Annotated in this window: 23 protein-coding genes; 14 read left to right on the forward strand and 9 right to left on the reverse strand. The window is 38.3% G+C overall.

The window, feature by feature from the left end:
* The first annotated feature begins 177 nt into the window (after nucleotides 1-177).
* Nucleotides 178-666, forward strand: coding sequence for a YqiA/YcfP family alpha/beta fold hydrolase (locus tag K6I41_RS14240; RefSeq protein ID WP_107881118.1), 489 nt, complete (start codon nucleotides 178-180; stop codon nucleotides 664-666).
* A gap of 51 nt (nucleotides 667-717) precedes the next feature.
* On the opposite strand, the gene K6I41_RS14245 is transcribed toward K6I41_RS14240, so the two are convergent.
* Nucleotides 718-1,158, reverse strand: coding sequence for an SRPBCC family protein (locus K6I41_RS14245; protein ID WP_250374644.1), 441 nt, complete (start codon nucleotides 1,156-1,158; stop codon nucleotides 718-720).
* 435 nt (nucleotides 1,159-1,593) lie between these two features.
* Here K6I41_RS14245 and rubA point away from each other — a divergent pair, with 435 nt between their 5' ends.
* From rubA to oxyR, 4 genes are all read left to right on the forward strand, one after another.
* Nucleotides 1,594-1,758 carry a rubredoxin RubA gene (rubA, locus tag K6I41_RS14250; RefSeq protein WP_000760495.1) on the forward strand — a complete coding sequence of 55 codons (165 nt, stop codon included), beginning with the start codon at nucleotides 1,594-1,596 and terminating at the stop codon, nucleotides 1,756-1,758.
* Nucleotides 1,759-1,852: 94 nt separating this feature from the next.
* The gene (rubB, locus tag K6I41_RS14255) at nucleotides 1,853-3,034 is read left to right on the forward strand and encodes a rubredoxin reductase RubB (RefSeq protein WP_013198616.1); all 1,182 of its coding nucleotides are present in this window, start codon (nucleotides 1,853-1,855) and stop codon (nucleotides 3,032-3,034) included.
* A gap of 53 nt (nucleotides 3,035-3,087) precedes the next feature.
* A complete protein-coding gene (gene estB, locus K6I41_RS14260; RefSeq protein WP_005303349.1) occupies nucleotides 3,088-4,032 on the forward strand; it encodes an esterase EstB in 945 nt (314 codons plus the stop codon).
* Nucleotides 4,033-4,038: 6 nt separating this feature from the next.
* Entirely contained in the window at nucleotides 4,039-4,947 is a 909-nt protein-coding gene (oxyR, locus tag K6I41_RS14265) for a LysR family transcriptional regulator OxyR (RefSeq protein WP_004793979.1), read from the forward strand.
* A 30-nt stretch (nucleotides 4,948-4,977) separates the two neighbouring features.
* Here oxyR and K6I41_RS14270 read toward each other — a convergent pair whose 3' ends face one another.
* Nucleotides 4,978-5,568, reverse strand: a complete 591-nt coding sequence (locus K6I41_RS14270) for an SPOR domain-containing protein (protein ID WP_250375791.1) — start codon at nucleotides 5,566-5,568, stop codon at nucleotides 4,978-4,980.
* 57 nt (nucleotides 5,569-5,625) lie between these two features.
* Here K6I41_RS14270 and K6I41_RS14275 point away from each other — a divergent pair, with 57 nt between their 5' ends.
* The gene (locus tag K6I41_RS14275) at nucleotides 5,626-5,754 is read left to right on the forward strand and encodes a hypothetical protein (protein ID WP_081399186.1); all 129 of its coding nucleotides are present in this window, start codon (nucleotides 5,626-5,628) and stop codon (nucleotides 5,752-5,754) included.
* Between the two features lie 59 nt (nucleotides 5,755-5,813).
* Here K6I41_RS14275 and ppk1 read toward each other — a convergent pair whose 3' ends face one another.
* Both ppk1 and mtgA read right to left on the reverse strand, forming a co-directional pair.
* Nucleotides 5,814-7,895, reverse strand: a complete 2,082-nt coding sequence (gene ppk1 / locus K6I41_RS14280; protein WP_004793981.1) for a polyphosphate kinase 1 — start codon at nucleotides 7,893-7,895, stop codon at nucleotides 5,814-5,816.
* Nucleotides 7,896-8,000: 105 nt separating this feature from the next.
* Nucleotides 8,001-8,678 carry a monofunctional biosynthetic peptidoglycan transglycosylase gene (mtgA, locus tag K6I41_RS14285; protein WP_250374645.1) on the reverse strand — a complete coding sequence of 226 codons (678 nt, stop codon included), beginning with the start codon at nucleotides 8,676-8,678 and terminating at the stop codon, nucleotides 8,001-8,003.
* Nucleotides 8,679-8,754: 76 nt separating this feature from the next.
* On the opposite strand from mtgA, the gene K6I41_RS14290 reads away from it, so the two are divergent.
* Nucleotides 8,755-9,564, forward strand: a complete 810-nt coding sequence (locus K6I41_RS14290; protein ID WP_107881116.1) for a rhomboid family intramembrane serine protease — start codon at nucleotides 8,755-8,757, stop codon at nucleotides 9,562-9,564.
* Between the two features lies 1 nt (nucleotide 9,565).
* Here K6I41_RS14290 and K6I41_RS14295 read toward each other — a convergent pair whose 3' ends face one another.
* Both K6I41_RS14295 and K6I41_RS14300 read right to left on the reverse strand, forming a co-directional pair.
* Nucleotides 9,566-12,025: an ABC transporter permease gene (locus K6I41_RS14295; protein ID WP_250374646.1), complete on the reverse strand. Its 2,460-nt coding sequence runs from the start codon at nucleotides 12,023-12,025 to the stop codon at nucleotides 9,566-9,568.
* Nucleotides 12,026-12,028: 3 nt separating this feature from the next.
* On the reverse strand, nucleotides 12,029-12,721 hold the full coding sequence (locus tag K6I41_RS14300) for an ABC transporter ATP-binding protein (protein WP_005303339.1): 693 nt from the start codon (nucleotides 12,719-12,721) through the stop codon (nucleotides 12,029-12,031).
* Nucleotides 12,722-12,765: 44 nt separating this feature from the next.
* On the opposite strand from K6I41_RS14300, the gene K6I41_RS14305 reads away from it, so the two are divergent.
* Nucleotides 12,766-13,389: an arylesterase gene (locus tag K6I41_RS14305; RefSeq protein WP_250374647.1), complete on the forward strand. Its 624-nt coding sequence runs from the start codon at nucleotides 12,766-12,768 to the stop codon at nucleotides 13,387-13,389.
* A 35-nt stretch (nucleotides 13,390-13,424) separates the two neighbouring features.
* Here the strand turns inward: K6I41_RS14305 and K6I41_RS14310 are convergent, their stop codons facing one another.
* On the reverse strand, nucleotides 13,425-14,039 hold the full coding sequence (locus K6I41_RS14310; RefSeq protein ID WP_004793989.1) for a carbonic anhydrase: 615 nt from the start codon (nucleotides 14,037-14,039) through the stop codon (nucleotides 13,425-13,427).
* A 285-nt stretch (nucleotides 14,040-14,324) separates the two neighbouring features.
* Between K6I41_RS14310 and K6I41_RS14315 the strand changes: the two genes are divergently transcribed.
* Both K6I41_RS14315 and K6I41_RS14320 read left to right on the forward strand, forming a co-directional pair.
* Complete coding sequence (locus K6I41_RS14315; protein WP_005303335.1) at nucleotides 14,325-15,350, forward strand: alpha/beta fold hydrolase; 1,026 nt, start codon at nucleotides 14,325-14,327, stop codon at nucleotides 15,348-15,350.
* A gap of 26 nt (nucleotides 15,351-15,376) precedes the next feature.
* The gene (locus tag K6I41_RS14320) at nucleotides 15,377-16,384 is read left to right on the forward strand and encodes a hypothetical protein (protein WP_250374648.1); all 1,008 of its coding nucleotides are present in this window, start codon (nucleotides 15,377-15,379) and stop codon (nucleotides 16,382-16,384) included.
* Nucleotides 16,385-16,407: 23 nt separating this feature from the next.
* Here the strand turns inward: K6I41_RS14320 and K6I41_RS14325 are convergent, their stop codons facing one another.
* Together K6I41_RS14325 and nfuA are read right to left on the reverse strand one after the other, a co-directional pair.
* Nucleotides 16,408-18,672, reverse strand: a complete 2,265-nt coding sequence (locus tag K6I41_RS14325; protein WP_174746255.1) for a TonB-dependent siderophore receptor — start codon at nucleotides 18,670-18,672, stop codon at nucleotides 16,408-16,410.
* Nucleotides 18,673-18,841: 169 nt separating this feature from the next.
* Nucleotides 18,842-19,480 (reverse strand): Fe-S biogenesis protein NfuA, encoded by a 639-nt coding sequence (gene nfuA, locus K6I41_RS14330; protein ID WP_250374649.1) that lies wholly within the window; start codon nucleotides 19,478-19,480, stop codon nucleotides 18,842-18,844.
* A gap of 157 nt (nucleotides 19,481-19,637) precedes the next feature.
* Between nfuA and K6I41_RS14335 the strand changes: the two genes are divergently transcribed.
* The 4 genes from K6I41_RS14335 to K6I41_RS14350 all read left to right on the forward strand — a co-directional run bounded on the left by K6I41_RS14335 (nucleotide 19,638) and on the right by K6I41_RS14350 (nucleotide 23,375).
* Nucleotides 19,638-20,255, forward strand: coding sequence for a rhomboid family intramembrane serine protease (locus K6I41_RS14335; protein ID WP_004793994.1), 618 nt, complete (start codon nucleotides 19,638-19,640; stop codon nucleotides 20,253-20,255).
* A 170-nt stretch (nucleotides 20,256-20,425) separates the two neighbouring features.
* Nucleotides 20,426-22,102 (forward strand): arylsulfatase, encoded by a 1,677-nt coding sequence (locus K6I41_RS14340; protein ID WP_250374650.1) that lies wholly within the window; start codon nucleotides 20,426-20,428, stop codon nucleotides 22,100-22,102.
* The gene (locus K6I41_RS14345) at nucleotides 22,099-23,103 is read left to right on the forward strand and encodes an SUMF1/EgtB/PvdO family nonheme iron enzyme (protein WP_250374651.1); all 1,005 of its coding nucleotides are present in this window, start codon (nucleotides 22,099-22,101) and stop codon (nucleotides 23,101-23,103) included. The genes K6I41_RS14340 and K6I41_RS14345 overlap by 4 nt, the downstream gene beginning before the upstream one ends.
* Before the next feature lie 107 nt (nucleotides 23,104-23,210).
* Entirely contained in the window at nucleotides 23,211-23,375 is a 165-nt protein-coding gene (locus K6I41_RS14350; RefSeq protein ID WP_016138934.1) for a hypothetical protein, read from the forward strand.
* The last annotated feature ends 320 nt before the right edge of the window (nucleotides 23,376-23,695 follow it).

Here is a 23,695-nt window from a genome sequence, read left to right on the forward strand (position 1 = left end):
ATGAAAAAAGACAATTTTATAGAACAAAACACCACTTTTTAAAGGCAAAGTGACTTAGACCAATCGCTAAGATCATTTTTTAAAGCATTTAGTAAAATATAAAAAAATCCAAATAACCTCGATATTCAAAAGGCCCGATTTGCCTTTTATTTTATGAATGAGATTGTGTCGTAAATAATGAAAATTCTATTTTTACATGGCTTGGATTCTTCCCGGGAATCGACAAAGTTCCATGCCATTTTACATCCTGAAAAATTTTGTATTGACGTCGATTATCGTAACTTAAGTTATGCATCTGTTGAGTACTTTTACCATCAGGCTATTCAGACGATCAAACCAGATTTATTGGTGGGTCATAGCATTGGAGGCTATTGGGCTCTAAAAACTGCTGCTCAACATAAATTAGCGGTTATAGTGGCAAATCCAAGTCTTACCCCTAATTTTCGGGCAGACTACCCTCAACTTTCTGAAGATGAACTCATGCTCTCTAATCCTAAAATGGCCTATTTAGAATTAGGAGATGAGCAACTTGATATGTATCAGGTTCAAGAAAAACTTGCACCCTACATGAATATTGAAACGTTTGAAGGTGGACATCATCGCTTAGCCTATCCTTCTCGAATTAATGATCTGATTATAAAAATTTATAAAAAATATTTGTCCTAGATTTATATCGTTTGATTATAAAAACTGGTTTATATGTGATTTAAAGAAGCTTTATTTCGCTTCCGCCATTTTTTTAACCACATCAAAACCTTGAACGAAGCCACTTTTCAACATGCCCATATATTCGGGTAAAGTGGCCAATTCAACTTTTAAAGTGGTTATATTACCTTTTTGGTTTAGAAAATATTTTTCTTGAGAACCACTCCAGCCTTTAACTTCTTCACTTTCTAAATCTTCTTTACCCTCCTTAATCATTCCTAAATGTTTAAAAATCAATATTTCCGGTTTTTGCATTTGTTCAATTGTAGAAACCATCCCATTTCCTTCGCCATCAAGAAAATAAGTTTTTCCACCTACTTGCCAGTCAGTACGCATTGAGGAATCTGGTGCAAAAAATTTCGTCCAAGCGTTATATGTTTCGCTATTCCAAAGTATGTCCCACACTTTTTCTATAGAAGCATCAATTTCCACTTCATATACTAAATTTTCCATATTTCACTTCCCTGATTTATACCGTCTTAATGACAGCAAATTTTAATTTTCGGTTTTAATAATGACATTCTGTAGCATCGTAGTTTGTTGTTATTTAGCTTTCATATGAGATGAATTTTTTAAATAATTTGGCACTCTTTATTTCATGATATTTTCACAAATAAAATTAACTGTAAGAATGCATTAATTATTATTAGTTTATGGCGAAGTTTTGCCTAAATAACCACTTATTTGTCCTAACCTGCCATTCATCTTTGCTTACGAATGATTAAACTCCGTTATTTACTTTACTTTGAATGTAGAACTGCGTAAAAATTTGATATCCGATCAAAGGCACATTGGTTATTATTGACCGGATCGTAGTTACATTATTAATAGATGGAATAGTTTTACTGAAAGGCAGCTTTGAGCAAACTTATCAGTGCGGAGAGTCTCATGAAAAAATATCAATGTATCGTTTGTGGATGGATTTATGACGAAGCGGAAGGTTGGCCACAAGACGGCATTGCAGCTGGAACAAAATGGGAAGATATTCCAGATGACTGGACTTGCCCTGATTGCGGCGTTTCAAAAGCTGACTTCGAAATGATCGAAATCTAAGAGCGTAAAGTAGAAGGCCATGATAGACATGGTCTTTTTTACGAATATTACCAATCACCGTATTAAATAAATAATTCTAACTCTGGAGAAAAAAATGCATCCTATCGTCATTATCGGATCAGGCATGGCGGGTTATACCTTGGCACGTGAGTTCCGTAAGCTTAGCCCAGAGCAAGAACTTGTGATGATTTGTGCGGATGATGCAGTGAACTATGCAAAGCCAACATTATCAAATGCATTTGCAGGTAAAAAAGCACCAGAACAAATTCCTTTAGGTGATGCTGCTAAAATGGGTACTCAACTCAATATGCGTATTGAACCTTTTACTTTTGTAAAAGAGATTTTAGCTGAACGCCATGAGCTTGTTTTAGAAAAAGATGGTGTAACGTCGAATCAACCTTATTCAAAACTGATTTTAGCCGTAGGTGCTAACCCAATTCGCCTTGCAATTGCAGGTGATGGTAGCGATGACATTCATGTCGTGAACTCATTGATTGATTACCGTGCTTTCCGTGAAAATCTAGCTCAGCGTAAAGATAAACGTGTTGTTATTTTAGGTGCTGGTTTAATTGGTTGTGAATTTGCCAACGACTTACTGCATAGTGAATATGACATCACTGTGATTGATTTAGCTCCTCAACCATTAGGCCGTTTACTTCCAGGACATATTGCTTCTGCTTTCCAGCAAAATCTTGAGGAAGCTGGAGTAAAATTTGCACTTGGAACCACGGTTGAAAAAGTAAGTAAAATTAATAATGGCGAAGACTATGCGATAACACTCGCAAACGGACAAACATTGGTTGCGGACCTTGTTCTTTCTGCGATTGGTTTACAGCCAAATATTTCACTTGCTAAAAGTGCAGATATTCAAACAAGCCGTGGAATTATTACCAATGGCTTACTAGAAACAAATCAAGCAGACATCTACGCAATTGGGGATTGTGCGGAGGTAAACGGTACTTTACTTCCATATGTAATGCCGATTATGCAACAAGCTCGCGCCCTCGCTAAAACACTCAGTGGACAACAAACTGCTGTGCACTACCCTGCTATGCCAGTTGCAGTAAAAACACCAGCTGCTCCACTTACAGTTTTGCCAGCTCCGGTTGATGTAGAAGTGAACTGGGAAACAGAAGAGTTCGACGATGGTATGCTTGCCAAAGCAATTGACAATGAAGGAACATTGCGTGGTTTTGTATTGTTAGGTGCAACTGCAGGTAAACAACGCTTAACTTTAACAAAGCTTGTTCCAGATCTTATTCCAGCCCAAGCATAAGGTTTGTATCAGGAATACTCAGTTAGAGAGTATTCCTTTAAGGAATGAATAACATGAATAGCGCCTTACAGTTTAACATTTCACCGTATACATCTTTCATGCAAGAAACCAAAGTCAACTTAGGCAATGGAATTGAGTTACATGTAGAAGTCGGTGGAAAGCCAGAACATCCAACCATTTTGCTGATTATGGGTCTTGGCGCCCAAATGCTTTTTTGGCCAGATTTTTTCTGTAAATCGCTGATTGATCAAGGATTTCGTGTTATTCGTTTTGATAACCGTGATATTGGCCTTTCTTCAAAAGTACGTCACGAAGGTAAACGCTTAAATACTGTCAAATTGATGGGCCGCTTTGCACTTGGACTCGCTAATCAGGGTGCACCTTATACGCTGCATGATATGGCAGATGATGTATCGATGCTGATTGATCGTTTAGGCGTGAACAAAGCGCATGTAATTGGTGCATCAATGGGTGGGATGATTGCTCAAATTCTTGCAGCAAAATATCCAGAAAAGGTTGAGAAGTTAGGGCTTATGTTTACAAGCAATAACCAGCCTTTTCTACCACCTCCTTTTCCGAAACAACTTTTGAGTTTAATTGGTAAACCCGAGACACGTGACGAAGAAGGTATTGTTAATCATAGTTTAAAACTATTTCAATTGATTGGTTCACCTGGTTATATCAACCAGATTGAAGCAATACAAACAGCGCGTAAGCTTTATCAACGTAGCTACTATCCTGCTGGTGTACTTCAACAGTTTTTAGCAATATTATGTACAGGCTCTTTACTACAACTCGACCGTGAAATTAAGCAACCCGCTTTAGTCCTACATGGCTCTCGCGATCGCTTACTTCCGCCTAGCCACGGTAAGGCTGTAGCAAAAGCAATTTCCGGTGCTAAGTTTGAATTAATTGATGGAATGGGGCATGATATCCCTGCACATTTTATTCCACAGCTTAGCGGTTTATTTGCGCATCATTTTAAATCATCAGACTAGGACACTATGGCTGCATTACCCTCATTAAGACAGCTATCATATTTAGTTACGTTGTCGGAAACTTTGCATTTTACTGAAGCAGCACGCCGCTCTTTTGTCACTCAATCGACTTTATCAGGCGGCATCATGGAGCTTGAACGGTTATTAGGTGGCGTTTTGGTAGAACGTGATCGCCAGAATGTGCGTTTAACACCTTTAGGTGAACAAGTCGTTGCTCGCGCCCGTGTACTACTAGCAGATGCTCAAGATTTAATGCGTTTGAGCCGTGAAATGAGTGAGCCGTTAACGGGTGATTTGCATTTGGGTGTTATTCCAACAATTGCACCTTTTATCCTGACACGGTTACTTGATGAAGTGCATCAGCAGTTGCCTAAAATTCAGCTGCATTTGCATGAAGCACAAAGTGAAAAAATTGTAGAGCGTTTAGAACACGGTAATCTAGACATGATCGTTCTTGCTCTACCGTTTGACACTAGAGGCCTAAAAGTCGCTGAAATTTCGAAAGAAAATTTGTACCTTGTATGTAGTAAACAAGATACAAATGCTCTTCAAGCAAACTCTCTAGATGATCTTGATTTATCAAGATTAATTTTGCTTGAAGAAGGTCACTGTTTACGTGACCACGTTTTAAGTGCATGCCCTATCGGTGAGCGTAAAAACGACAACCGTTTAAAAGCAAGTTCTTTACCAACGTTAGTTGAAATGGTTTCTTCTGATTTAGGCTTTACGCTTTTACCAGAAATTGCAATTGAAAATAGTATGATCAAGTTTAATGATCAGATTACTGCAAAACCAATTGAAGATGCTCCGAGCCGTACTTTAGCTTTAGTGACTCGTAAAAGTACACCATTGCAAAGTGAGTTCGATGTATTACTGCAAATTATGCAGAAAATCACGACAAGAATACATGAATAAAAAAAAGGAGTCTTCGGACTCCTTTTTATTTTATTGCGGCGTTAAGGATGCCCACTTAAACACCCAAGCAGATGGCATATTCAAACTATTATCAGCAATAATTTTTTCTCTAATAATTTGTGCAATGGCATAGTCATTTGCAGGGTCTACCATGACCCGTATGCCTTTAGTCGTTGCACTGGTTACAACCTTGTACCCTTTTGCTTCTAATTGAGACTGAACCGTATTTGCCTTATTTTGATTAGATGCTAGCGCAACTTGTACCATCCATTTCTTTTCACCATTTTCCAAGATTTCTTTAGCGACAGCTGCATCAAGTTGCTTTTTACTGTCATAATTTTTCTTTTCTTCTACTTTCTTGGTGTGGACATCTTCAACTTTCTTTTGGGTTAAAAACTCATCTTGTTTTGGTTTTCTCTTTTGGATGATTATTTTTTTATTTTTCTCTCCACTTTTGTTAGCTTTATCATTAGAAGGATTTACAAAATAAGGATATATCGCTTGATCATCAAATCTTTGAAAGACGATGATATCTCCATAACACTTCTGATCTGCGTAAGCGGTCACTGGTATTATCCCCAAAAGTATTTTAATAAGTAAACTTCTAATAAAGCATTGCATCTTATTCATTTACCAAAGTTAAGTATATTTAATGCGGCGTATTAAAGTAGATTTCTCGTGATTTGTATATTTTTAAAATTCAATGTTTTATGTAAAAAATCACATATTTTCAAAACATATTGCAGTGCTTCAAATTATTATCGTTTATCCAGCAACCATTTAGAAAAACTAACTAAATTACTTTGAATTTCAGTCAATTAAAAAAGCCGACAAAATGTCGGCTTTTATTTAGTCTTGAAAGTTCATTATTTAATGATTTCCAATAATGCCCTTTGAGCATTATGCAATTTTTCACCCTCTGCTGGCTCAGCACGAATCCAAGTACCATCCCCTTGTAGCAGCCATGCCTGTTGATTATCTTGTAAGTAATTTACCAAACCTTGTTGATAAATACGTTTTTTCAATGCAGGGTCTTCAACAGGGAAACACGCTTCAACACGATTAAATAAATTACGGTCCATCCAGTCTGCACTTGAACAGTAAATACGTGCATCGCCATTATTACTGAAGTAATAAACACGAGTATGCTCAAGGAAACGCCCTACAATTGAACGCACTCGAATATTCTCCGACAGGTTCGGCAAACCTGGACGTAAGCAGCAAATCGAACGGATAATCAGGTCAATTTGAACACCCGCCTGAGAAGCTTCATACAATTTATTGATTAACTGGACTTCGGTTAATGCATTTACTTTAACAATGATCTGAGCTTTACGGCCTGCTTTAGCATTGGCAATTTCTTCATCAATAAAGTTAATAAGCTGAGCATGTAGGGTAAACGGTGCATGTAATAGCTTTTTCAATTTCGCCATTTTGCCCATGCCGGTCAACTCTTGGAATATACGGTGTACGTCTTCACACAGATCTTTATCTGTGGTCATGAGACCATAATCGGTATAAATTCGGGCATTCATCGCATGGTAGTTACCCGTTCCTAAATGAACGTAACGCACCAATTTATTATTTTCACGGCGCACGACCATAATCATTTTGGCGTGGGTTTTATAACCTACAATACCGTAAACAACGACTGCTCCAGCTTCTTGTAAAACGTTTGCTACTTCAATATTTGATTCTTCATCAAAGCGAGCACGTAATTCAATAACGGCAATGACTTCCTTTCCATTACGCGCCGCTTCTGCCAAAATTTGCACAATCTCAGAATCAGCACCACTACGATATAACGTCTGCTTAATTGCTAATACTTGCGGATCGCGAGCAGCTTCGCGAAGTAACTGAATTACAGGAGCAAAAGATTCGAACGGATGATGCAGTAAAATATCTTGCTTCTGCATTGCCGAGAAAATACTCTCGGTCTTTTTAAACACTTTAGGCACAACTGGCGTATGCGAGTCATAACGCAAATGAGGACGTTTAAAGTTTGAAACCAGACGAGCTAAATTTACTGGGCCATCAACTTTATATAATTGCTCATCAGTTAAATCGAACTCTTCCAGTAAGTACTCATAAATATGCTGTGGGCAGTTATGGGTTACTTCCAAGCGAACTGCACGCCCAAAACGTCGAGAACTTAATTCACCTTTTAATGCTTTAGCTAAGTCTTCAACATCTTCATTCAGGGCTAAGTCTGCATTACGTGTCACACGGAATTGATAACACCCAGTTGCTGTCATTCCTGGGAATAAATCAGACACATGTTCATGGATAATTGCCGATAACATTACATGATGTTCTTTACCACCTGTTAATTCGTCTGGTAGGCGTACAACGCGTGGTAATGAACGTGGCGCAGGTACAACAGCCAAATCGATTTGACGACCAAAAGCATCTTTACCTTCAAGCGTAATAATGAAGTTCAAGCTTTTATTAACAAGTCGAGGGAACGGGTGTGCTGGATCTAGACTAATTGGGGTTAATACAGGTGCAACTTGTTCTTGAAAATATTTTTTCACCCAAGCAGATTGAGCTGGAGTTAACTCACCACGACGTAGGAAACAAATATCTTCTTCACGTAGTTTAGGTAAGATTTCCTCATTTAAAATTCGATATTGACGCTCAATCGCAGCATGAGCAGTTTCAGAGATTTTTTGTAAAACCTGTCTTGGGGTAAGACCATCAGGGCTACGACTTTCATTGCCCAGAGAGAATTGTTCCATCACTCCCGCAACACGAATTTCAAAGAACTCATCGAGATTACGCGAAAAAATGAGCAAGAAATTCATTCGTTCAAGTAATGGATGTAAAGGGTCTACCGCTTGCTCCAATACACGCAAATGGAAGTCAAGAATAGACAATTCACGATTTATATAACGGTCATTATAACTGTATTCTATTGGGGTCGTTGTTGCTGTAATCGCTGTATTCATGTCTAACTCTATTCTCTATCCAGCCAAAATCTCTATAAACCAGTATGCTGCAAAAATATGACAATTTGGTAAAAACTAAAAAATTTACACATCTTTAAAACAGCTTTATTCAGGAATCTGGGTGCTATTCATATAACGTAAAATAACGCGTTTTCTATATTGTAGTTTATGATCGTTACGGTGATCTTGATAATATTTCGGATCAGGCAATAATGCAGCTAAGAATGCGGCTTGTTCACGCGTTAAGCTTTTAGCACTTTTACCATAATAATGATGAGCGGCTGCTTCAACACCATACAAATTTTTGCCGAATTCAACCGAGTTCATATACACCTCAAGAATTCGGCGTTTTGACCACATCCGCTCCATCATCCAAGTCGCGACCGTTTCTTGGCCCTTACGAATAAATGAACGTTTGTTGTATAAAAACAAGTTCTTTGCAAGCTGTTGAGACACGGTAGAACCACCCGCAACTACTTCACCCTCTTCATTATTTCGCTCAAGGGCAAAACGGATACCTTGCCAGTCAAAGCCATGATGATGAATAAATTTTGCGTCTTCGCCCGCTAAAATCGCATGTTTAAAATTATCGCTAATATCATCATAGTCCAGCCACTGATGGACAATTGGCTCTGATGTATCAGACCAATAATCAATTCGCATGAACATGGTCGTATCCACTTCATGTGTCCGCCACCAGACCAAACTCGAAAAAATCCAAAGTTGAATAAGGAGAATCACCCCAATAAAAATTAACAACACGCGAACAATAAAAGCTTTCATGTTCGTCCTGATCTCCTGTATTCAACTTTTTTCATGTTAAGCTGTAAAGCATGTTCATATATAACAAAAGCATAGCATGACTCAATATCAGCCTCCGCACATTAATCGTAAACTCAATGTACAAACTTGGTGGCTGACCGCCTTGCTTATCGCAATCAATGTAGGTTTGTTTGTCTGGCAAATTCTATCTGGCGTCGATATTAGTGACCCAGCCATGAAAGATGCTATTCATTGGGGAGCTGATTTTACACCACTTACTTTTTCTGGGCAGCCTGAACGCCTATTTACCAGCATGTTTTTTCATTTTGGTTTAGTCCATCTCATGCTTAACATGTGGGCCTTATATATTTTCGGAAATGTTGCCGAGTCACTATTTGGTCGCTTCTATTTTATAGGCATGTATTTACTTGCTGGTTTATTCGGTAGTCTTTTAAGTAGTTATATGACTATTCAAAATGGACATGAGTTGCTGCAACATTTTGACCAGAGCTTACTTCCCCATGTCAGTGCAGGTGCTTCAGGCGCCGTAATGGGATTAGGTGCTGCGTTAACAGTCCTTTCCTTATTTCCACCACTTCCGCATCAAGCCTACATACTCGATAAAAAAGCATTATTAATGATTATGGCAATCAACCTTATTTTTGGTTTTGTCGCAACTGGTATTAATAATGCCGCACATATTGGCGGCATGGTTATTGGGGCATTTCTTGCACTGATGTGGTACTTAAGCTACGTCAGTAAGTTTAAAAGTGTGCTCAAGATTTTAGGCTTATTAGGCGCAGTAATCATTACGGGTGGTTTTTATATGTACTGTGTACAACTCAACTCACCTTTACTTCCGCTATGGCATGAAATCATCATCCAAAATCCTGGCATTATTCCTTAAGTTAAAGCTGATTTAATTCTCTCAAGCTTTGTAAAGGTGGTAAGTTGCAAAGATAACCGAGTCGATAACGACCAATCAATGCACAAATGAGCATCATGCCAAGAGGTAAAATCAGCCATATTTCAAAATGCCACTGTATTGCCATATTCATTTTATAACTAGCAATCGCACTAATCACTTCCGCAAAACAGCAGGCAACTATGCCTGCTAACAGACCAAGAAACCCAATCTCAAAACTGAGCATTTGCTTCATTTTATTTTTAGATAAACCAAATGAGCGTAGTAAAGCAACCTCACGGCGTCGCTCGTCCATTAATAGGTTTAAACATGCAATCAGTACCAATACGCCTGAAAAACCGACCAACGCTGCCAGTACAGTCACTATTTTGACCAAGACATTCATTAAGCGTTTTACTTCATCTAAAATTCGATCAACATCAATAAAAACTGTATTTGAGAACTGCTGAATAATATTGATCATTTTAGGTTGATCTTGCTTAGGTACATAAAAACTCCCTAAATAACTTCCAGCATTTTCATCTAAGGTTTTAGGTGAAAAAATAAAGAAAAAGTTAGGGCTAAAGCTTTCCCACTCTACGCTCCGGAAATTCACCACTTTGGCTTGTAATGTACCTTCGGGCAGGCTAAAGGTCAGCTTGTCTCCAATTTGGATTCCTAAACTTTCGGCAGTTTTACTTTCGACTGAAACTTGCCCCACTCCATTAAACTGAGCTTGTCCTTTTGTAATTGCATTGTCATTCGGCAATTGATTTGATTGGGTTAAATTCAATTCACGGCGCAAAGAGTTATTTTGTTTTATGGCCTCTTCTGAAAAAGGCACATCATTCTTTGCTACCAGTCGACCTCGGATATTTGGATATAGCGGCGTGCTTTGCCAACCATGTAGCTTTAATTGCTGCTCAAAAGGTTTTAAATCGAAAGGAGGTAAACCATATACAAATTGATTCGGGGTTCCTTCAGGAAGCTGTTGCTGCCAACGCTGTAATAAATCTGTTCTTAATACGCTTAATACAGTAATGAGGCTTAAGCCTAAAGCCAGTGCAGTAATTTGTAAGGCACTTTGTGAGGGTGAACGAATATAAAAAGACAAACGATTTTTCATCTTTTTTAAACTACGAAGCACGAGCCAAACAACGGTATACAACAAAATACAAAGTACGATAATCGCAGCCAAAACCATAATGCTGAGCATCAAGTTTTCACTCAACATCAAACTAAAAACAATCAGGCTGCTAATGCCAGCAAAAAACATAAAGAATAATGATTTTCGAGATTTGGCTTCTTCGCGAATCACCCGAATTGGAGGTGTATTTAAAAGCTCCCAAATGCTTGGCAAAATAAAACCGAGCAGCACAATCACACTCGTAAAAATAGCGATTGGTAAAGGACCAAGTAAAAGTGGTATTAGCGAAAAACTTAACTCTAATTGAGGAATCAATTGCAGCATAAGTTGCAGCAGTCCATACCCCATGACTAAACCTAATAGGCTGCCCATCACAATTGAAATCGCACTGACAATACAAAGCAATCCAATATAGGCCCATAAAATTTGAAACTTACTGGCTCCTAAGCATCTGAGAAGTGCAATATGATCTTGGTTTTGCTGAACATATCTTTGACTCGTTAAAGCGATGGCAATCCCACACAACAAAATCGTTAAAATATTGGCTAATTGCAAAAAGGTATCTAGGTTTTCAAGCGGGCGTAATAACCGACTATTTGATTCACTCGCATCACGCAAACGTAGACCCGCCGCTTCATCTGCTTCTTTAGAAGGTTGATGCTGTTGCTTAAATTGCTTTGAAAATGTCTGAACTTGTTCAGCGCTACCAGCCATTAAGAGTCGATAATCGATTCTACTGCCCGTTTGAATTGCATGCGTTTTAGCAATATCAGCTTGATGAATAATCACAGTAGGTGAAAAGCCTGAAAAACCGAGCTCTTGATTTGAATCACGCACAATTACGCCGCTAAAACGGAAGGTACCGTCAGCAATAGAAACAATATCTCCCCTTTTTACTTTTAATAAGTCCGCTGCTCTTTGACTTAGCCAGACCTCACCAGATTGAATTACTTGAGTTTTTGGCGCAATTTCAAGCTGTCCTCTGAGTGGAAATGCAGGTTCTATTGCTTTTACATTGACCATGACAAACTGATCTTGTGTATGAGCCATAGAACTAAATAGAGTGACATTGGTTTGCTTTAAACCAAGCTGCTCTGCTCTTTGTTTCCACGGCTGTTCGATAGGCTCGTTATTCGACAGAACTAAATCTGCACCCAGCATTTGCGAGGCTTGCAGACTGACTGCATTTTTAACTTGGTCATTACTAAATTTCAGGGCTGTGGTTGCACTAATCGCAAGCGATAAAGCAATAATGAGTAGATATAATCCACCCGTACGAAAACTTTGTAGCAAAAGTGGTTTTAGAAGATTACGCATAATTTAACCACCCTGTACTGTCTTTAGTCGGCCGTCATCTAACTCAACATGACGCTGACAAAGGGCTGCTAAATTACGATCATGAGTCACTAAGATCAGAGTCGTACCTAACTCTCGATTTAAATCAAAGAGCAAGCTTTCAATTTCTTGTGCTGTCTGACCATCTAAGTTTCCTGTCGGTTCATCCGCAAAAATAATCTGTGGTTCTGCAATAAGAGCTCGTGCGATCGCCACACGTTGTTGCTCCCCTCCAGATAAGACTTTAGGTGTTTGTTCAACTTGACGACTAAGACCTACCCGATGCAACCAATCTAAAGCTTTTTTCTCGGCGGTTTTATAATCAAAATCTTTACGTAATCGTAAAGGTAACATCACATTTTCGAGCGCACTCAACTGAGGTAAAAGTTGAAAAGACTGAAATACGAAACCAATATGCTGCATTCTGATTTGGGCACGTTGCTCCTCTGTGAGCTGATGAACAGCTTGACCACACAACCAAACTTCACCTTCAGATGGTTGATCTAAAGTTGCCAAAATTCCCAACAATGTTGATTTACCTGAGCCAGAACGCCCAGTAATTGCCACCTGCTCCCCTTCAAAAATTTCTAAATCGATATCTTTTAAAATCGTAAACTGATTTTGGTTAATCTGAATAGTTTGTGTAACTTGATGGGCAGCAATGATGGGTTGTGGCATGATGTAAAAAGTCCTATGTATTCAGAATCAGGGTCGAAGTACAAATGTATAAATCTTTTTTGATTGGTTCTAAAAGCATCATGCTCATCTCATTAAGTATGCTGCCTATGCTTGTATCGGCGAAAACTATTTTAATTTTAGGAGATAGTATTAGTGCCGGTTACGGAATTGATCCCAAACAAGGTTGGGTACAATTACTGCAAAAACGCTTAGACCAACAGTATCCCAAACAACACAAAGTGGTCAATGCAAGTGTTAGTGGAGAAACAACCAGCGGAGCTTTAGCCCGATTACCTAAGCTATTACAGACTTATAAGCCAAATGTGGTCGTGATTGAATTAGGTGGAAATGATGGCTTACGTGGTCAACCACCTCAAATGATTCAAAAAAATCTGGATCAGCTCATTCAGTTAAGTCAGAAACAAAAAGCCCAAGTTATTCTTTTTGGCATGAAAATTCCGCCAAATTATGGGGCTACGTATAGCAAAGCTTTTGAAAATAACTATAAAGTTGTCAGCCAAAAATATCAGGTGAAATTGCTACCGTTTTTTCTTGATGGAGTCGCAGGTCAAAAACAGCTTATGCAAAATGACTTGATTCATCCCAATGCTCAAGCACAGTCAAAATTACTTAATTTAGCTTATCCATATATAAAAGGTGCCCTGTAGGCACCTTTTATCTTTAAGCATTATTTTTAATATAATCAGAAATCAAAAAAGGTTACTTCACCAGTTTCTAGCGAATATTCTGCACCAACAACAATCAACTCACCTTTCGCAATCAGGCTCTCCAATACAGCCGAACCATGACGTAATTGATTTACCGAAGCAAAAACGTTTGAACGTACCGCATGACATGAAAGTTTTTTCAAATCATTTTTTAAATCAGTCTGCATTAAAATTTCAACTGATGGACGAACACGGTTCACAATCGACATTAAGTTAGATGATGGCGGGTGATCAGGATTCATTAACGTATCAATTGTCGCCTGAATAGCGCCACAATGACTATGTCCTAATACAACAACAACTGGACAGTCATAGCGTTCTGCCGCGAACTCAACACTACCGACTTGTGAAGGAGCAACCACATTACCAGCAACACGGATTACGAATAAGTCACCAAGACCTTGATCAAATACCATTTCTGCTGGAACACGTGAATCTGAACAACCTAATACAATCGCAAACGGATTTTGATCCTTTGCCATTTCAGCGCGTTCATGATGCGATAAGGTTTTTGCAAGGGAACTATTTCCATTTACAAATCGTTGATTACCAGCTTTCAGACGATCTAAAACTTCTTGCGCGGTAGGCATTTTATATTTCCATTGTTTTTTCAAGGTTGGAAATCATTTTAATGTGTCAAAATTTGAATGTCACTGACAAAAAATTAAATCATTTCCCATGAAAAAATTTAAAAATACGATCTCTATTTGAATGTAATGTTGATCGCAAATTCCTTACTGTTTAGCGAAAAAATAGACATACTTTGGTTCTCGGATTGACTATAATTTTTCTCCTTTTGATCATTTGGCAAATGACTCATTGGCAAAGTTTTTCAATAATTTTCAAACTCGCTTATGCCTCAAGGATGAAATCTTATGACGACGCTGTTTGTATCAACCAAAACAACCATAAAGAAAACAGCTATGGCACTTGCCTTGGCTTGTAGCCTTACAACAATAACAGGTGTTTTTCAGACGCAAGCAGCTGATACGATGGATATAAACTTTCAGAATATTTTACAGCAAGAGCGCAGTTGGGCAGGTTTACAAAGTAAAAGTTTAAAAGTTGGCGAGGTGACATGGTCATATAGTGAAGGTGGTTCTACGGCTAAACCGACATTGCTTCTTATTCATGGATTAGGAGGGAGTCGTGATAACTGGAACCGAGTTGCACGTTATCTCACAGCAAATTACCACGTTATTATTCCGGACTTACCGGGTAGTGGTGAAACCATAGTTGCACAGGATTTCGACTACTCAGTACCCAATCTTGCCGAAAAGTTACGTCGGTTTGTTGAAGCTGCAAATTTAAAAGGTCCAATTCACATTGCTGGCCACTCACTTGGTGGTTCGATTGCCCTACTTTATGCTGGACAATATCCATTTGAAACCAAAAGTCTATTCTTGGTTGATAGTGGCGGTATTTTCCGTTCTGCAAATACAATTTATCTAAAAGATCCCGCCTACTTAAAACAACTTTTAGTATCTAAAAAAGGTGACTTTAACTATTTGTTAAAGCAAACCATGTTTAATCCTCCATTTATTCCTAAAGAGTTCCTTCAAGCTCAAGAAAAGCTCATGATTAATCAGGCGCCTCAAACGCAAAAACTGGTTGATCAGCTTATTGCACTCAATAAAGTCTACACGCCAGATTCATTTGCAGTTCTTACCAAGACAATCGATGCACCAACACTGATTTTATGGGGCAAGCAAGATAAGATTATTAATGTTGAAGTAGCAAGTGAACTAAAACGACTTTTAAAGAATGCCCAGCCTCCAGTTATTTTAGAGAATGTCGGCCATATGCCAATATTGGAAGCCGAGCAGCTGGTTATTCAACAATATGTACCGTTTTTACTTAAAGTAGAAACAAATCAGTCTTTAAAAACGACTACACCTTAAATAAAACTTCGGACTTGTGAGACCTTATGTCTACCCAACCGCTTATAGAAAAACTCATTGAAGCTCATCTTGATTTTTTAGATGAGGAATTTGCTCAGCCACAAATCATTCAACAAGAATTTGAGCAATTTTATCATTGGTTGGGTAGTCGGCAACTACAACACCTCTGGACCTTTGAACAAATCCAGCAGCTGATTCAAAAACAGATTTTAGAAACTCCTGCTTCTGATTTTCTGCTTGAACAAATTGCAGAACATATTCGCTTTGCACTTATTCATCCAGCCAATGAAAATACAACAATTGAAGATGTTATTCCTGTTTTAACAATTGATGGAATTGCGCAATACGTTGCAAGTAAAGAAGAGCATCGTAAAAAAATCATTAAAACGATTGTGAATAATCCTGCGTTTTCAGCACTCTTGACTCAATTGATTCAACAAACAATGCATGATTACTTAGATGAATCTATGTCAAAACGTGTGCCGGGTGTAGGCCGTTTTATGAAAATGGGGAAATCTGTTCTAGAAACAGTGACTGATTCAAATTTAGACGACACGATTAATCATTATTTGCAAAAGAATATTTTAAAACTGAGCCAAATGAGTGAGCGCGTTTTAAATCAACATTTTGACAATGACAAGCTCTATCATTTTCAGGCAAATGTTTGGCATAAAGTTAAATCTATGCCACTTTCTGTTTTGAAAAACTATGTAGAAGTTCAAGATTTATCAAAAACTGTAGGTTTAGGACACGAGATTTGGGATCACATTCGTCAAACTGATTACCTGAAACAACAAGTCCATGATGGTATTTATACGTGGTATGTTCGAAATCAGGAACGTAATTTTGACTTATTACTGCGTGATCTCAATATTAATGAAAGTTTAATTCAACATGAACTGACTCAGTTACTTGTGCCGGTATTAAAGCAATTAGTTACAACGGGACATTTAAGACGTCGCGCCCGTGTTTACCTAGAGAAATTTTATTATTCTGAAAAAGCAATAAATATTATAAATAACAAAGGCGCTTAAAGCGCCTTTGTTATTTATCTTGATTAGAAAGAATATTTTAAAGAAGCGTAATAAGCTCGACCTGGCTCATTGTAAGTTTGGCTGATCGAATTACTGTCTCTTAAAATTTGTTTATCAAACAAGTTGCTTACGCCAACACGCGTACTAATATTGTCTGAAATTTTATAACCAACATTAATTCCAGCGGTGCTATAGCTTTTTACAGTACTTGGCTTAATCGCAGAATTTGTTCCACCTGAACCAATGCCCGATTCGAGTCTATTTTCAGCAAACTGGCGAGATTTTTGACGGCCATATTGAGTGAATACAAAATTCACATCTAACTGATCTGTAATGTCGTAATCAAAAATTGAGTTAATCGTATAGTTTGGAACTAAAGATAATGGGTTACCCGTTTGCTTATCTTTCGAGTCCATCATGTAAGTAAAATTATTGGTCCAACGAATATCACCAAAGTCTAACCCCAAACTTCCTTCAAAACCTTGAATTAATGCTTTAGGCGTATTTTCCCAGCGTAAGATATTCCACTTGGTATTGGTCACAGCTCCTGTATTTGCATTGGTACTTGAACCATCAACTGTTCCAACAACATTTGTACCAGCCACAATCTTATCTTTATAGTCATTGCGGAACCAAGTTAAGCTCGCATTTACGATATCTTTTTGGAACTGAATGCCTAACTCTTTGTTTACCGAAGTTTCTGGTTTTAAATCCCCATTACCTTGCAACAAGCAACGTGACTCAATATTGGCCGGGCAACCATTGCCGTTCGTACTGAGTAAGTATCCTTCGGCATTTTGATACATGTTTGGTGCTTTATACGCTTTTGCTACCCCACCTTTTAAAGTGAAATAATCATTGAGTCTTTGAGTAATGTTTAAGCTTGGGCTCCAGTTAGAACCAGATTTGCTGTGATCATCGAAACGCAAACCTATTACGGCATCGGTGCTGTCGGTAAGTTTTAAGTTATCTTCGATATATGCAGAAGCAATACGTGATTCCATTTTACTGCGATTGCCTTTAGCTAATTGATCGCCGTAACCTGAACCGCTGCTGTCTGCTCCCTGATTTGTCGAAATATTATCTTTAAATCTGTCTTCAACCCATTCAGTACCGAGTGTTAATACGTGTGGTACATAATATTCAAAAGGAATATTGGCTTCACCATTTAACCGAAGAGTTTCTAAGCGTGAAGTGGCTTTGTCATCCAGATTATTAATTTTTCCTTCTGTGCTGCCGCCCAGACCTTCAGGAAGACGTTTATTGTGAGTTTTATCATATTGGGCAACTAACTTGCTTTTACCCCAAGACCAATCCCCTTCATGCGTTAATGCATAACTATCGCGGTACATTGTATTGGTTTCTTTACCAATAAGTTCCGAAAGAATCGCATCCGCTTCAGCATTTGCATTTAACTGAGAGTCACCAGAATAAATATTACCTTGTTTGCTAGAAGAGACATCAAGTAAGACAGTTTGTTGATCTGTTGCCTGCCAAGCTAAACGGCCTGAAATATCTTTATTTTTAACGCCTTCACGGCCAGCTGCGGTACTGCCTATTGATTTATTAATATCGACATCGTCAGCTTCTGTTTTATTGTAATTACCATATAAACGATAAGACAAAACGTCTTTAATCAATGGCCCACTTACGTTAAAGCCAACACGATTTGATGCACCTTCTTTAGAATCTTCGGGTTGTGAAGTATAAAACTCTACTGAGCCATGAGTTTCATTCGTCACTTTTTTAGTAATGATGTTAACCACACCACCTGCTGCACCCGAACCATAACGAGCTGCGGCTGGTCCGCGTAAAACTTCAATCGATTCGATTGCTTCTGCTGGAACCCAGTTTGAATCACCTCGTGTATCACGCTCTCCTTTCCAGCCATAACGAACTGAATTACGAGAGTTAATTGGTTTTCCATCCACTAAAATGAGCGTGTTTTCAGGCCCCATTCCACGAATATCAATTTGTCTATTATTACCACGCTGCCCCGTTGCACTATTGCCTGTTAAATTAACACCCGGCATACGGCGTACATAGTCAGAAATATCATTACGAACTGGTAGTTTTTCTAAATCTTCTTTGGTAATAACCGACACACCGAGCGATTGCTTCACTTGCTCTTCAGCAGTTACAAAAATTGTTTCCAATTTCACAGGTTCAGCAGGCTTTTCTAATGCTTGTTCAGCTTGTTCTTGCTCATTTTGTGCAGCATAAGCCATAGACATCATACTTGCCAGTACTGAAACAGAAAGCACTGACTGGATAATACGCTTCGACATAAGTATTCCCAATATATTGATTTATTAAACATCTCTCATTTTAAGTTCGGCATTGTAACAAATCTAAATAAAATTACAAATGATATTGATAATAATTATCATTATTTATATTGAATAATAAAAAAACCTCATTGCGAGGCTTTTTTATGTCACTTTTCGAATAATTTAATTATTTGAAATAAGCACCTTCTGCTTGCGTATGGTCAGTTTGGTCAACCACACGTTGGAGCTCAGGAATCTGCTCTTTTAAAGTAGTTTCAACGCCCTGTTTCAAGGTAACGTCAATTGCAGAACAACCTTGGCAACCACCACCAAATTTCAATACAGCAGTTAAACCATGTTCTGGGTCATCTTGTACTTCTACCAAGCTACAATTTCCGCCATGCCCTGCAAGGCCTGGGTTAATTTCTGCTTGAAGAATGTAAGTAATACGTTCTTCAATTGATGCATCTGGACCAACACGTGGAACCTTAGAATTTGGTGCACGGAAAGTGAGCTGACCACCAAAACGGTCCTTGTTGTAATCGATTACAGCATCTAAAAGATATGGAATAGATGGTGCATCAATATACGCAGGAAAATCAGGATAGTCCTGTTTATAATCTGTTGGGATCACTTCTTCTGGCGCACTATATGCCATACAGCATTCTGCACGTGGCGTACCCGGATGCTCAACAAAAATTCGAACGCCAATTCCCGGAGTATTTTGCTTCGTTAATAAATCGTGCAAATACTCTTGTGCAGATGGTGTAATCAAAAGGTTTGGAATTTCTTTTGCAACAGCAGTGTTGGTGTTCTCAGTCGACATAACAATATTCCTCAAGCTGATGCCTTTATATTAACCGAAGATGAGGTGGATTTAAAAAAAATCAACTAAATTTGTCGGATTTATACACAACAGGGTTTCAACTTAAGTTTTTAATGGCATTATTGAGCCAGTATTGATCATTTTTTAAATATTTCTTATGTTGCATTTGCCATTTAACCATACAGTTACTCTTATTATTATTACGGTCATTATCTCTTTAATTGCTTTTAGCAACCAAAATGTGATGAACCGGCTGATTTTTTGGCCGCCTGCAATGCAACGTGGACAGATTGATCGCTTCATTACTCATGGCTTCATCCATGCCGATGGAACACATCTACTTTTCAACATGATTACCCTGTTCTTCTTTGGCAGTATTATTGAAAGTTTTTATCGCCAATATTTCTACGACATGGGTTTTGTGTTGTTCTATTTAGGTGGCTTAATCTTCGCGATTTTACCGAGCTATTTACAGCATAAAAATGATGCGAATTGGGCCAGCCTAGGCGCCTCAGGTGCTGTTTCAGCAGTGTTATTTGCTTATATCTTATTCCAGCCGTGGAAGCTCATTTTCGTATTTTTCATTCCTGTACCCGCTATTATTTTTGCAATTTTATATGTGGCATACAGTATTTGGGCTGGTAAGCGTGGTAATACCCATATTAATCATAGTGCTCATTTATGGGGTGCGGCTTACGGAATCATCGTAACAATTTTACTTGAACCCAAAGTTATTCCGCATTTCTTAGACCAACTTACTCGCCTTCCTTTCTAAACAAAATAAATTAAAGAAAGGTCCTTTATGGGCTTTTCTTTTTTTCTCATTAATTTATCACTATAAATTCTCAGTCTTTTTTCTGATTATCTTTGATCATTTCTTTGTTTTGATTGCAAAAACCATCTGATTAAACTCGTGCCAATTCTTTTAATAATTCAGATGATACAATGAAGTACAAAGCAATTTTATCTAGCCTTTCCATTGCTTTATTTAGCTTGTCTTTAGCTGGATGTAATGACAACGATAATCAAGAAACTGCGGCAAGTACTCCAAAGCAGCCTAATATTTTGTTCATTATGGCCGATGACTTAGGCTATTCAGATTTAGGGGCTTTCGGTGGTGAAATTCATACACCTAATATTGATAGTTTGGCTCAAGAAGGCCGCCTTTTAACGGATTATCATACTGCTCCGACTTGTTCTCCAACACGCTCTCAACTCATTTCTGGTACTGATCACCATTTAGCTGGTATTGGGGCAATGGCTGAACTCACACCAGAACATTTGAAAGGACAACCAGGCTACGAGGGATATTTAAATGAACGCTCTTTATCTATCGCTCAAGTACTTAAAGATAATGGTTACCGCACATACATCAGCGGTAAATGGCATTTAGGGCTAACTCCAGAAACAAATGCACATGCAAAAGGTTTTGATCATTCATTTACTTTATTACAAGGTTTAGATCACCACTTTAAGCAAGCGCCAAGTGCGTTTAAACGAAATTCAACTTACACAGAAGATGGTCAAGTTATTCCTGTTTCCGCTTTGCCTGATGACTTTTTCTCGACAAATTATTTTACCGATAAATTACTGAGCTACTTAGACTCAGGCAAAAATAGTGGTAAACCGTTCTTTGCTTATGCTGCCTATACGGCGCCTCACTGGCCAATTCAAGCACCTGCTGAATACCGTGAAAAATATCGCGGAGTTTATGATGTCGGTTACGATGCGATTCGTAACGCACGTATTGCTAAGCAAAAACAGCTTGGAATTATCCCTGCAAACTTTGAGGCGGCAGAACCAATTGCAACTCAAAATGCCCCACAAAAATATGGAAAATGGGATGAGTTAACAGCCGAACAAAAGGCATTAGAAGCCCGTAAAATGGAAATCTACGCAGGCATGGTAGAAAACCTCGATGCTAACGTCGGCCGCATTATTCAATACCTCAAACAAAATAATCTTTATGACAACACTTTAATTTTCTTTGTTTCAGATAACGGTGCCGAAGGTTTTGTACGTGGCGGATATGGTAGTGAATCTGGCTTTGATAACTCTGTAGCAAATGTGGGCACACCAACTTCATATCACTATATTGGACCACGTTGGGCCGAGGTCAGCGCGGCACCATTTCATTTATGGAAAGATACAGCTGGCGAAGGTGCAACCACTGCCCCTGCTATTGTGAAATTACCAAACCAGAAAAAAGCAGAAGAAACCAATAATAGCTTTGCATCTGTACTCGATGTTTTCCCAACCCTATTAGAATATGCCCATATTCCAGTACCTCAAGGCCAATACAATGGTCGTACCATTAATACGCCATCAGGGATTTCATGGAAGCCTTTACTTGAAAATAAAACCACTACCGTTCGCCCTGCAAATTTTAGTTTTGCCGATGAACTACATGGCAGTAAATATGCAAAACAAGGTGAATGGAAAATTGCAGTTCAAGGGCGCCCTGAGTTAGGCACTGGGACTTGGGAGTTGTATAACATTGCCACTGATCGTGGAGAAAAGCATAATGTTGCACAACTTTACCCAGCAAAAGTGCAAGAGTTGTTATCAGTTTATCAAAAATATACTGAGAAAAATGGTGTGCAGGAATATAATGCCAAATGAGATTAAAACTATTTTTAGTTACCACAATCAGCCTGTCTTTTATGACAGGCTGTAACCAATCTTCAAAAGTTTCTGAATCAGCACCCTCACCTCAACAGCCAACGTCTTTAGCTGACCTAGGTTCTATTGAAAAGTGTAAAAACTACTCTGGGCTACCCCAAGGTTGGCTCAAACAACCTACAGCTGGAATGGTGTTAATTGCCGATGGGCATTTTAATTTTGGTTCTGAGAAAGCCTATCCCGATGAACTTAATTTTGGAAAAAAACAAAGAGAAGTTAAAGGATTCTGGATTGATCAGACTGAAGTTACGGTTGCTCAATTTGCAAGTTTCGTAAAAGCAACAGGCTATATTACCGATGCTGAGAAACAAAAGCAGGCTGCTGTTTTTTCACCAGATCCTCATCATCCACAGCAATGGTGGCAGCTAAAATCAGGTTATACATGGAAAAATCCAAATGGCAGTAATGGTGCTGTAGCTAATCCGAATGAGCCTGTGCGATATGTGAGTAAAAACGATGCTGAACATTATGCAGTCTGGCTCGGACATGACTTACCAACGGAACTAGAATGGGAATATGCAGCTAAAGCCAACTCAAAAACTGATACGCCCTTACATCAAGCGCCTACCGATGAACATCAACATCCACAAGCAAATTACTGGCAAGGTGAATTCCCTTTTCAAAACCTAAATCAAGATCACTTTAAAGATGTAGCACCCGTTGGATGTTTTGCGGCAAATAATTTCAAACTATTTGATACGATTGGAAATGTATGGGAATGGACATCCTCTCCTTATCAAGGTGCTCATGACCAACATATGGGAAATTATTCTGATTTAAGACAACAACAAATTGCGAGTACACAATATGTAATTAAAGGCGGATCTTTTCTATGTGCTCAAAATTATTGTTCGCGTTATCGAAACAGTAGTCGTTATCCGCAAGACTTTGATTTAGCAGCAACCCACGTTGGCTTTCGAACAATTTTAAGATCTGATTAGTTTCTTTTAATTGGAATTAATAAATATATTTTTAACGAAAATTAGATCGAAAAATGATCAATATATTTCTATAGTAAAAAGGAGAATGATAAAAAAGTGAGAACATGATGAAAGCATTATTTCTTTGTGTAGCAGCAATTTTCACAATGTCATTATCAGCCTGTGCAGTTCATACACGGGAAGGTAGTATTGTGATTGATCCAGATTCACCTTATCACAATCATCCCGGAGACTTTTGCCCACCAGGACAAGCTAAAAAAGGACGCTGTTAGAACCACTCCATTCTTAAAGTAATTTTGAAGTTACATTAAAGAAATAGAGTTTGATTAAATGATAAGCTGAGTACAAAAATAGTGGGTTCCAACCCAAAAATAGATGGGATGAAACTAGAAAATTATGGTGTAAAAAAAATCACCATATCCCCAAGATTTTTAAAAGACAATCTTACGTTGTCTTCTATCTAGTTTCACCCCAATTCTTTCTTATTCCGTCTGACTTCTCTTATCCTTTAAGAAAAAGTCTAGTTTTTAATCATTTCTGCATCTGTATTATTGATACATTTTGAACATTTTACCTTCAGGTTAAAACTGAT

It is taken from the genome of Acinetobacter sp. AS23 (genome assembly GCF_023612055.1).
In the GTDB taxonomy this organism is placed as follows: Bacteria; Pseudomonadota; Gammaproteobacteria; order Pseudomonadales; family Moraxellaceae; genus Acinetobacter; species Acinetobacter oleivorans.

Bases quoted from the DNA above. Each gene is read 5' to 3' on its own strand.
- K6I41_RS14295 (WP_250374646.1), bottom strand. From the start codon at position 12,025: ATGCGTAATCTTCTAAAACCACTTTTGCTACAAAGTTTTCGTACGGGT.
- K6I41_RS14290 (WP_107881116.1), top strand. From the start codon at position 8,755: ATGACTCAATATCAGCCTCCGCACATTAATCGTAAACTCAATGTACAA.
- K6I41_RS14270 (WP_250375791.1), bottom strand. From the start codon at position 5,568: ATGCAATGCTTTATTAGAAGTTTACTTATTAAAATACTTTTGGGGATA.
- K6I41_RS14315 (WP_005303335.1), top strand. From the start codon at position 14,325: ATGACGACGCTGTTTGTATCAACCAAAACAACCATAAAGAAAACAGCT.
- K6I41_RS14335 (WP_004793994.1), top strand. From the start codon at position 19,638: ATGTTGCATTTGCCATTTAACCATACAGTTACTCTTATTATTATTACG.
- K6I41_RS14340 (WP_250374650.1), top strand. From the start codon at position 20,426: ATGAAGTACAAAGCAATTTTATCTAGCCTTTCCATTGCTTTATTTAGC.
- K6I41_RS14245 (WP_250374644.1), bottom strand. From the start codon at position 1,158: ATGGAAAATTTAGTATATGAAGTGGAAATTGATGCTTCTATAGAAAAA.
- K6I41_RS14320 (WP_250374648.1), top strand. From the start codon at position 15,377: ATGTCTACCCAACCGCTTATAGAAAAACTCATTGAAGCTCATCTTGAT.
- K6I41_RS14350 (WP_016138934.1), top strand. From the start codon at position 23,211: ATGAAAGCATTATTTCTTTGTGTAGCAGCAATTTTCACAATGTCATTA.
- oxyR (WP_004793979.1), top strand. From the start codon at position 4,039: ATGGCTGCATTACCCTCATTAAGACAGCTATCATATTTAGTTACGTTG.
- K6I41_RS14345 (WP_250374651.1), top strand. From the start codon at position 22,099: ATGAGATTAAAACTATTTTTAGTTACCACAATCAGCCTGTCTTTTATG.
- ppk1 (WP_004793981.1), bottom strand. From the start codon at position 7,895: ATGAATACAGCGATTACAGCAACAACGACCCCAATAGAATACAGTTAT.
- K6I41_RS14240 (WP_107881118.1), top strand. From the start codon at position 178: ATGAAAATTCTATTTTTACATGGCTTGGATTCTTCCCGGGAATCGACA.
- nfuA (WP_250374649.1), bottom strand. From the start codon at position 19,480: ATGTCGACTGAGAACACCAACACTGCTGTTGCAAAAGAAATTCCAAAC.
- K6I41_RS14305 (WP_250374647.1), top strand. From the start codon at position 12,766: ATGTATAAATCTTTTTTGATTGGTTCTAAAAGCATCATGCTCATCTCA.
- estB (WP_005303349.1), top strand. From the start codon at position 3,088: ATGAATAGCGCCTTACAGTTTAACATTTCACCGTATACATCTTTCATG.
- K6I41_RS14300 (WP_005303339.1), bottom strand. From the start codon at position 12,721: ATGCCACAACCCATCATTGCTGCCCATCAAGTTACACAAACTATTCAG.
- K6I41_RS14325 (WP_174746255.1), bottom strand. From the start codon at position 18,672: ATGTCGAAGCGTATTATCCAGTCAGTGCTTTCTGTTTCAGTACTGGCA.
- rubB (WP_013198616.1), top strand. From the start codon at position 1,853: ATGCATCCTATCGTCATTATCGGATCAGGCATGGCGGGTTATACCTTG.
- mtgA (WP_250374645.1), bottom strand. From the start codon at position 8,678: ATGAAAGCTTTTATTGTTCGCGTGTTGTTAATTTTTATTGGGGTGATT.
- rubA (WP_000760495.1), top strand. From the start codon at position 1,594: ATGAAAAAATATCAATGTATCGTTTGTGGATGGATTTATGACGAAGCG.
- K6I41_RS14310 (WP_004793989.1), bottom strand. From the start codon at position 14,039: ATGCCTACCGCGCAAGAAGTTTTAGATCGTCTGAAAGCTGGTAATCAA.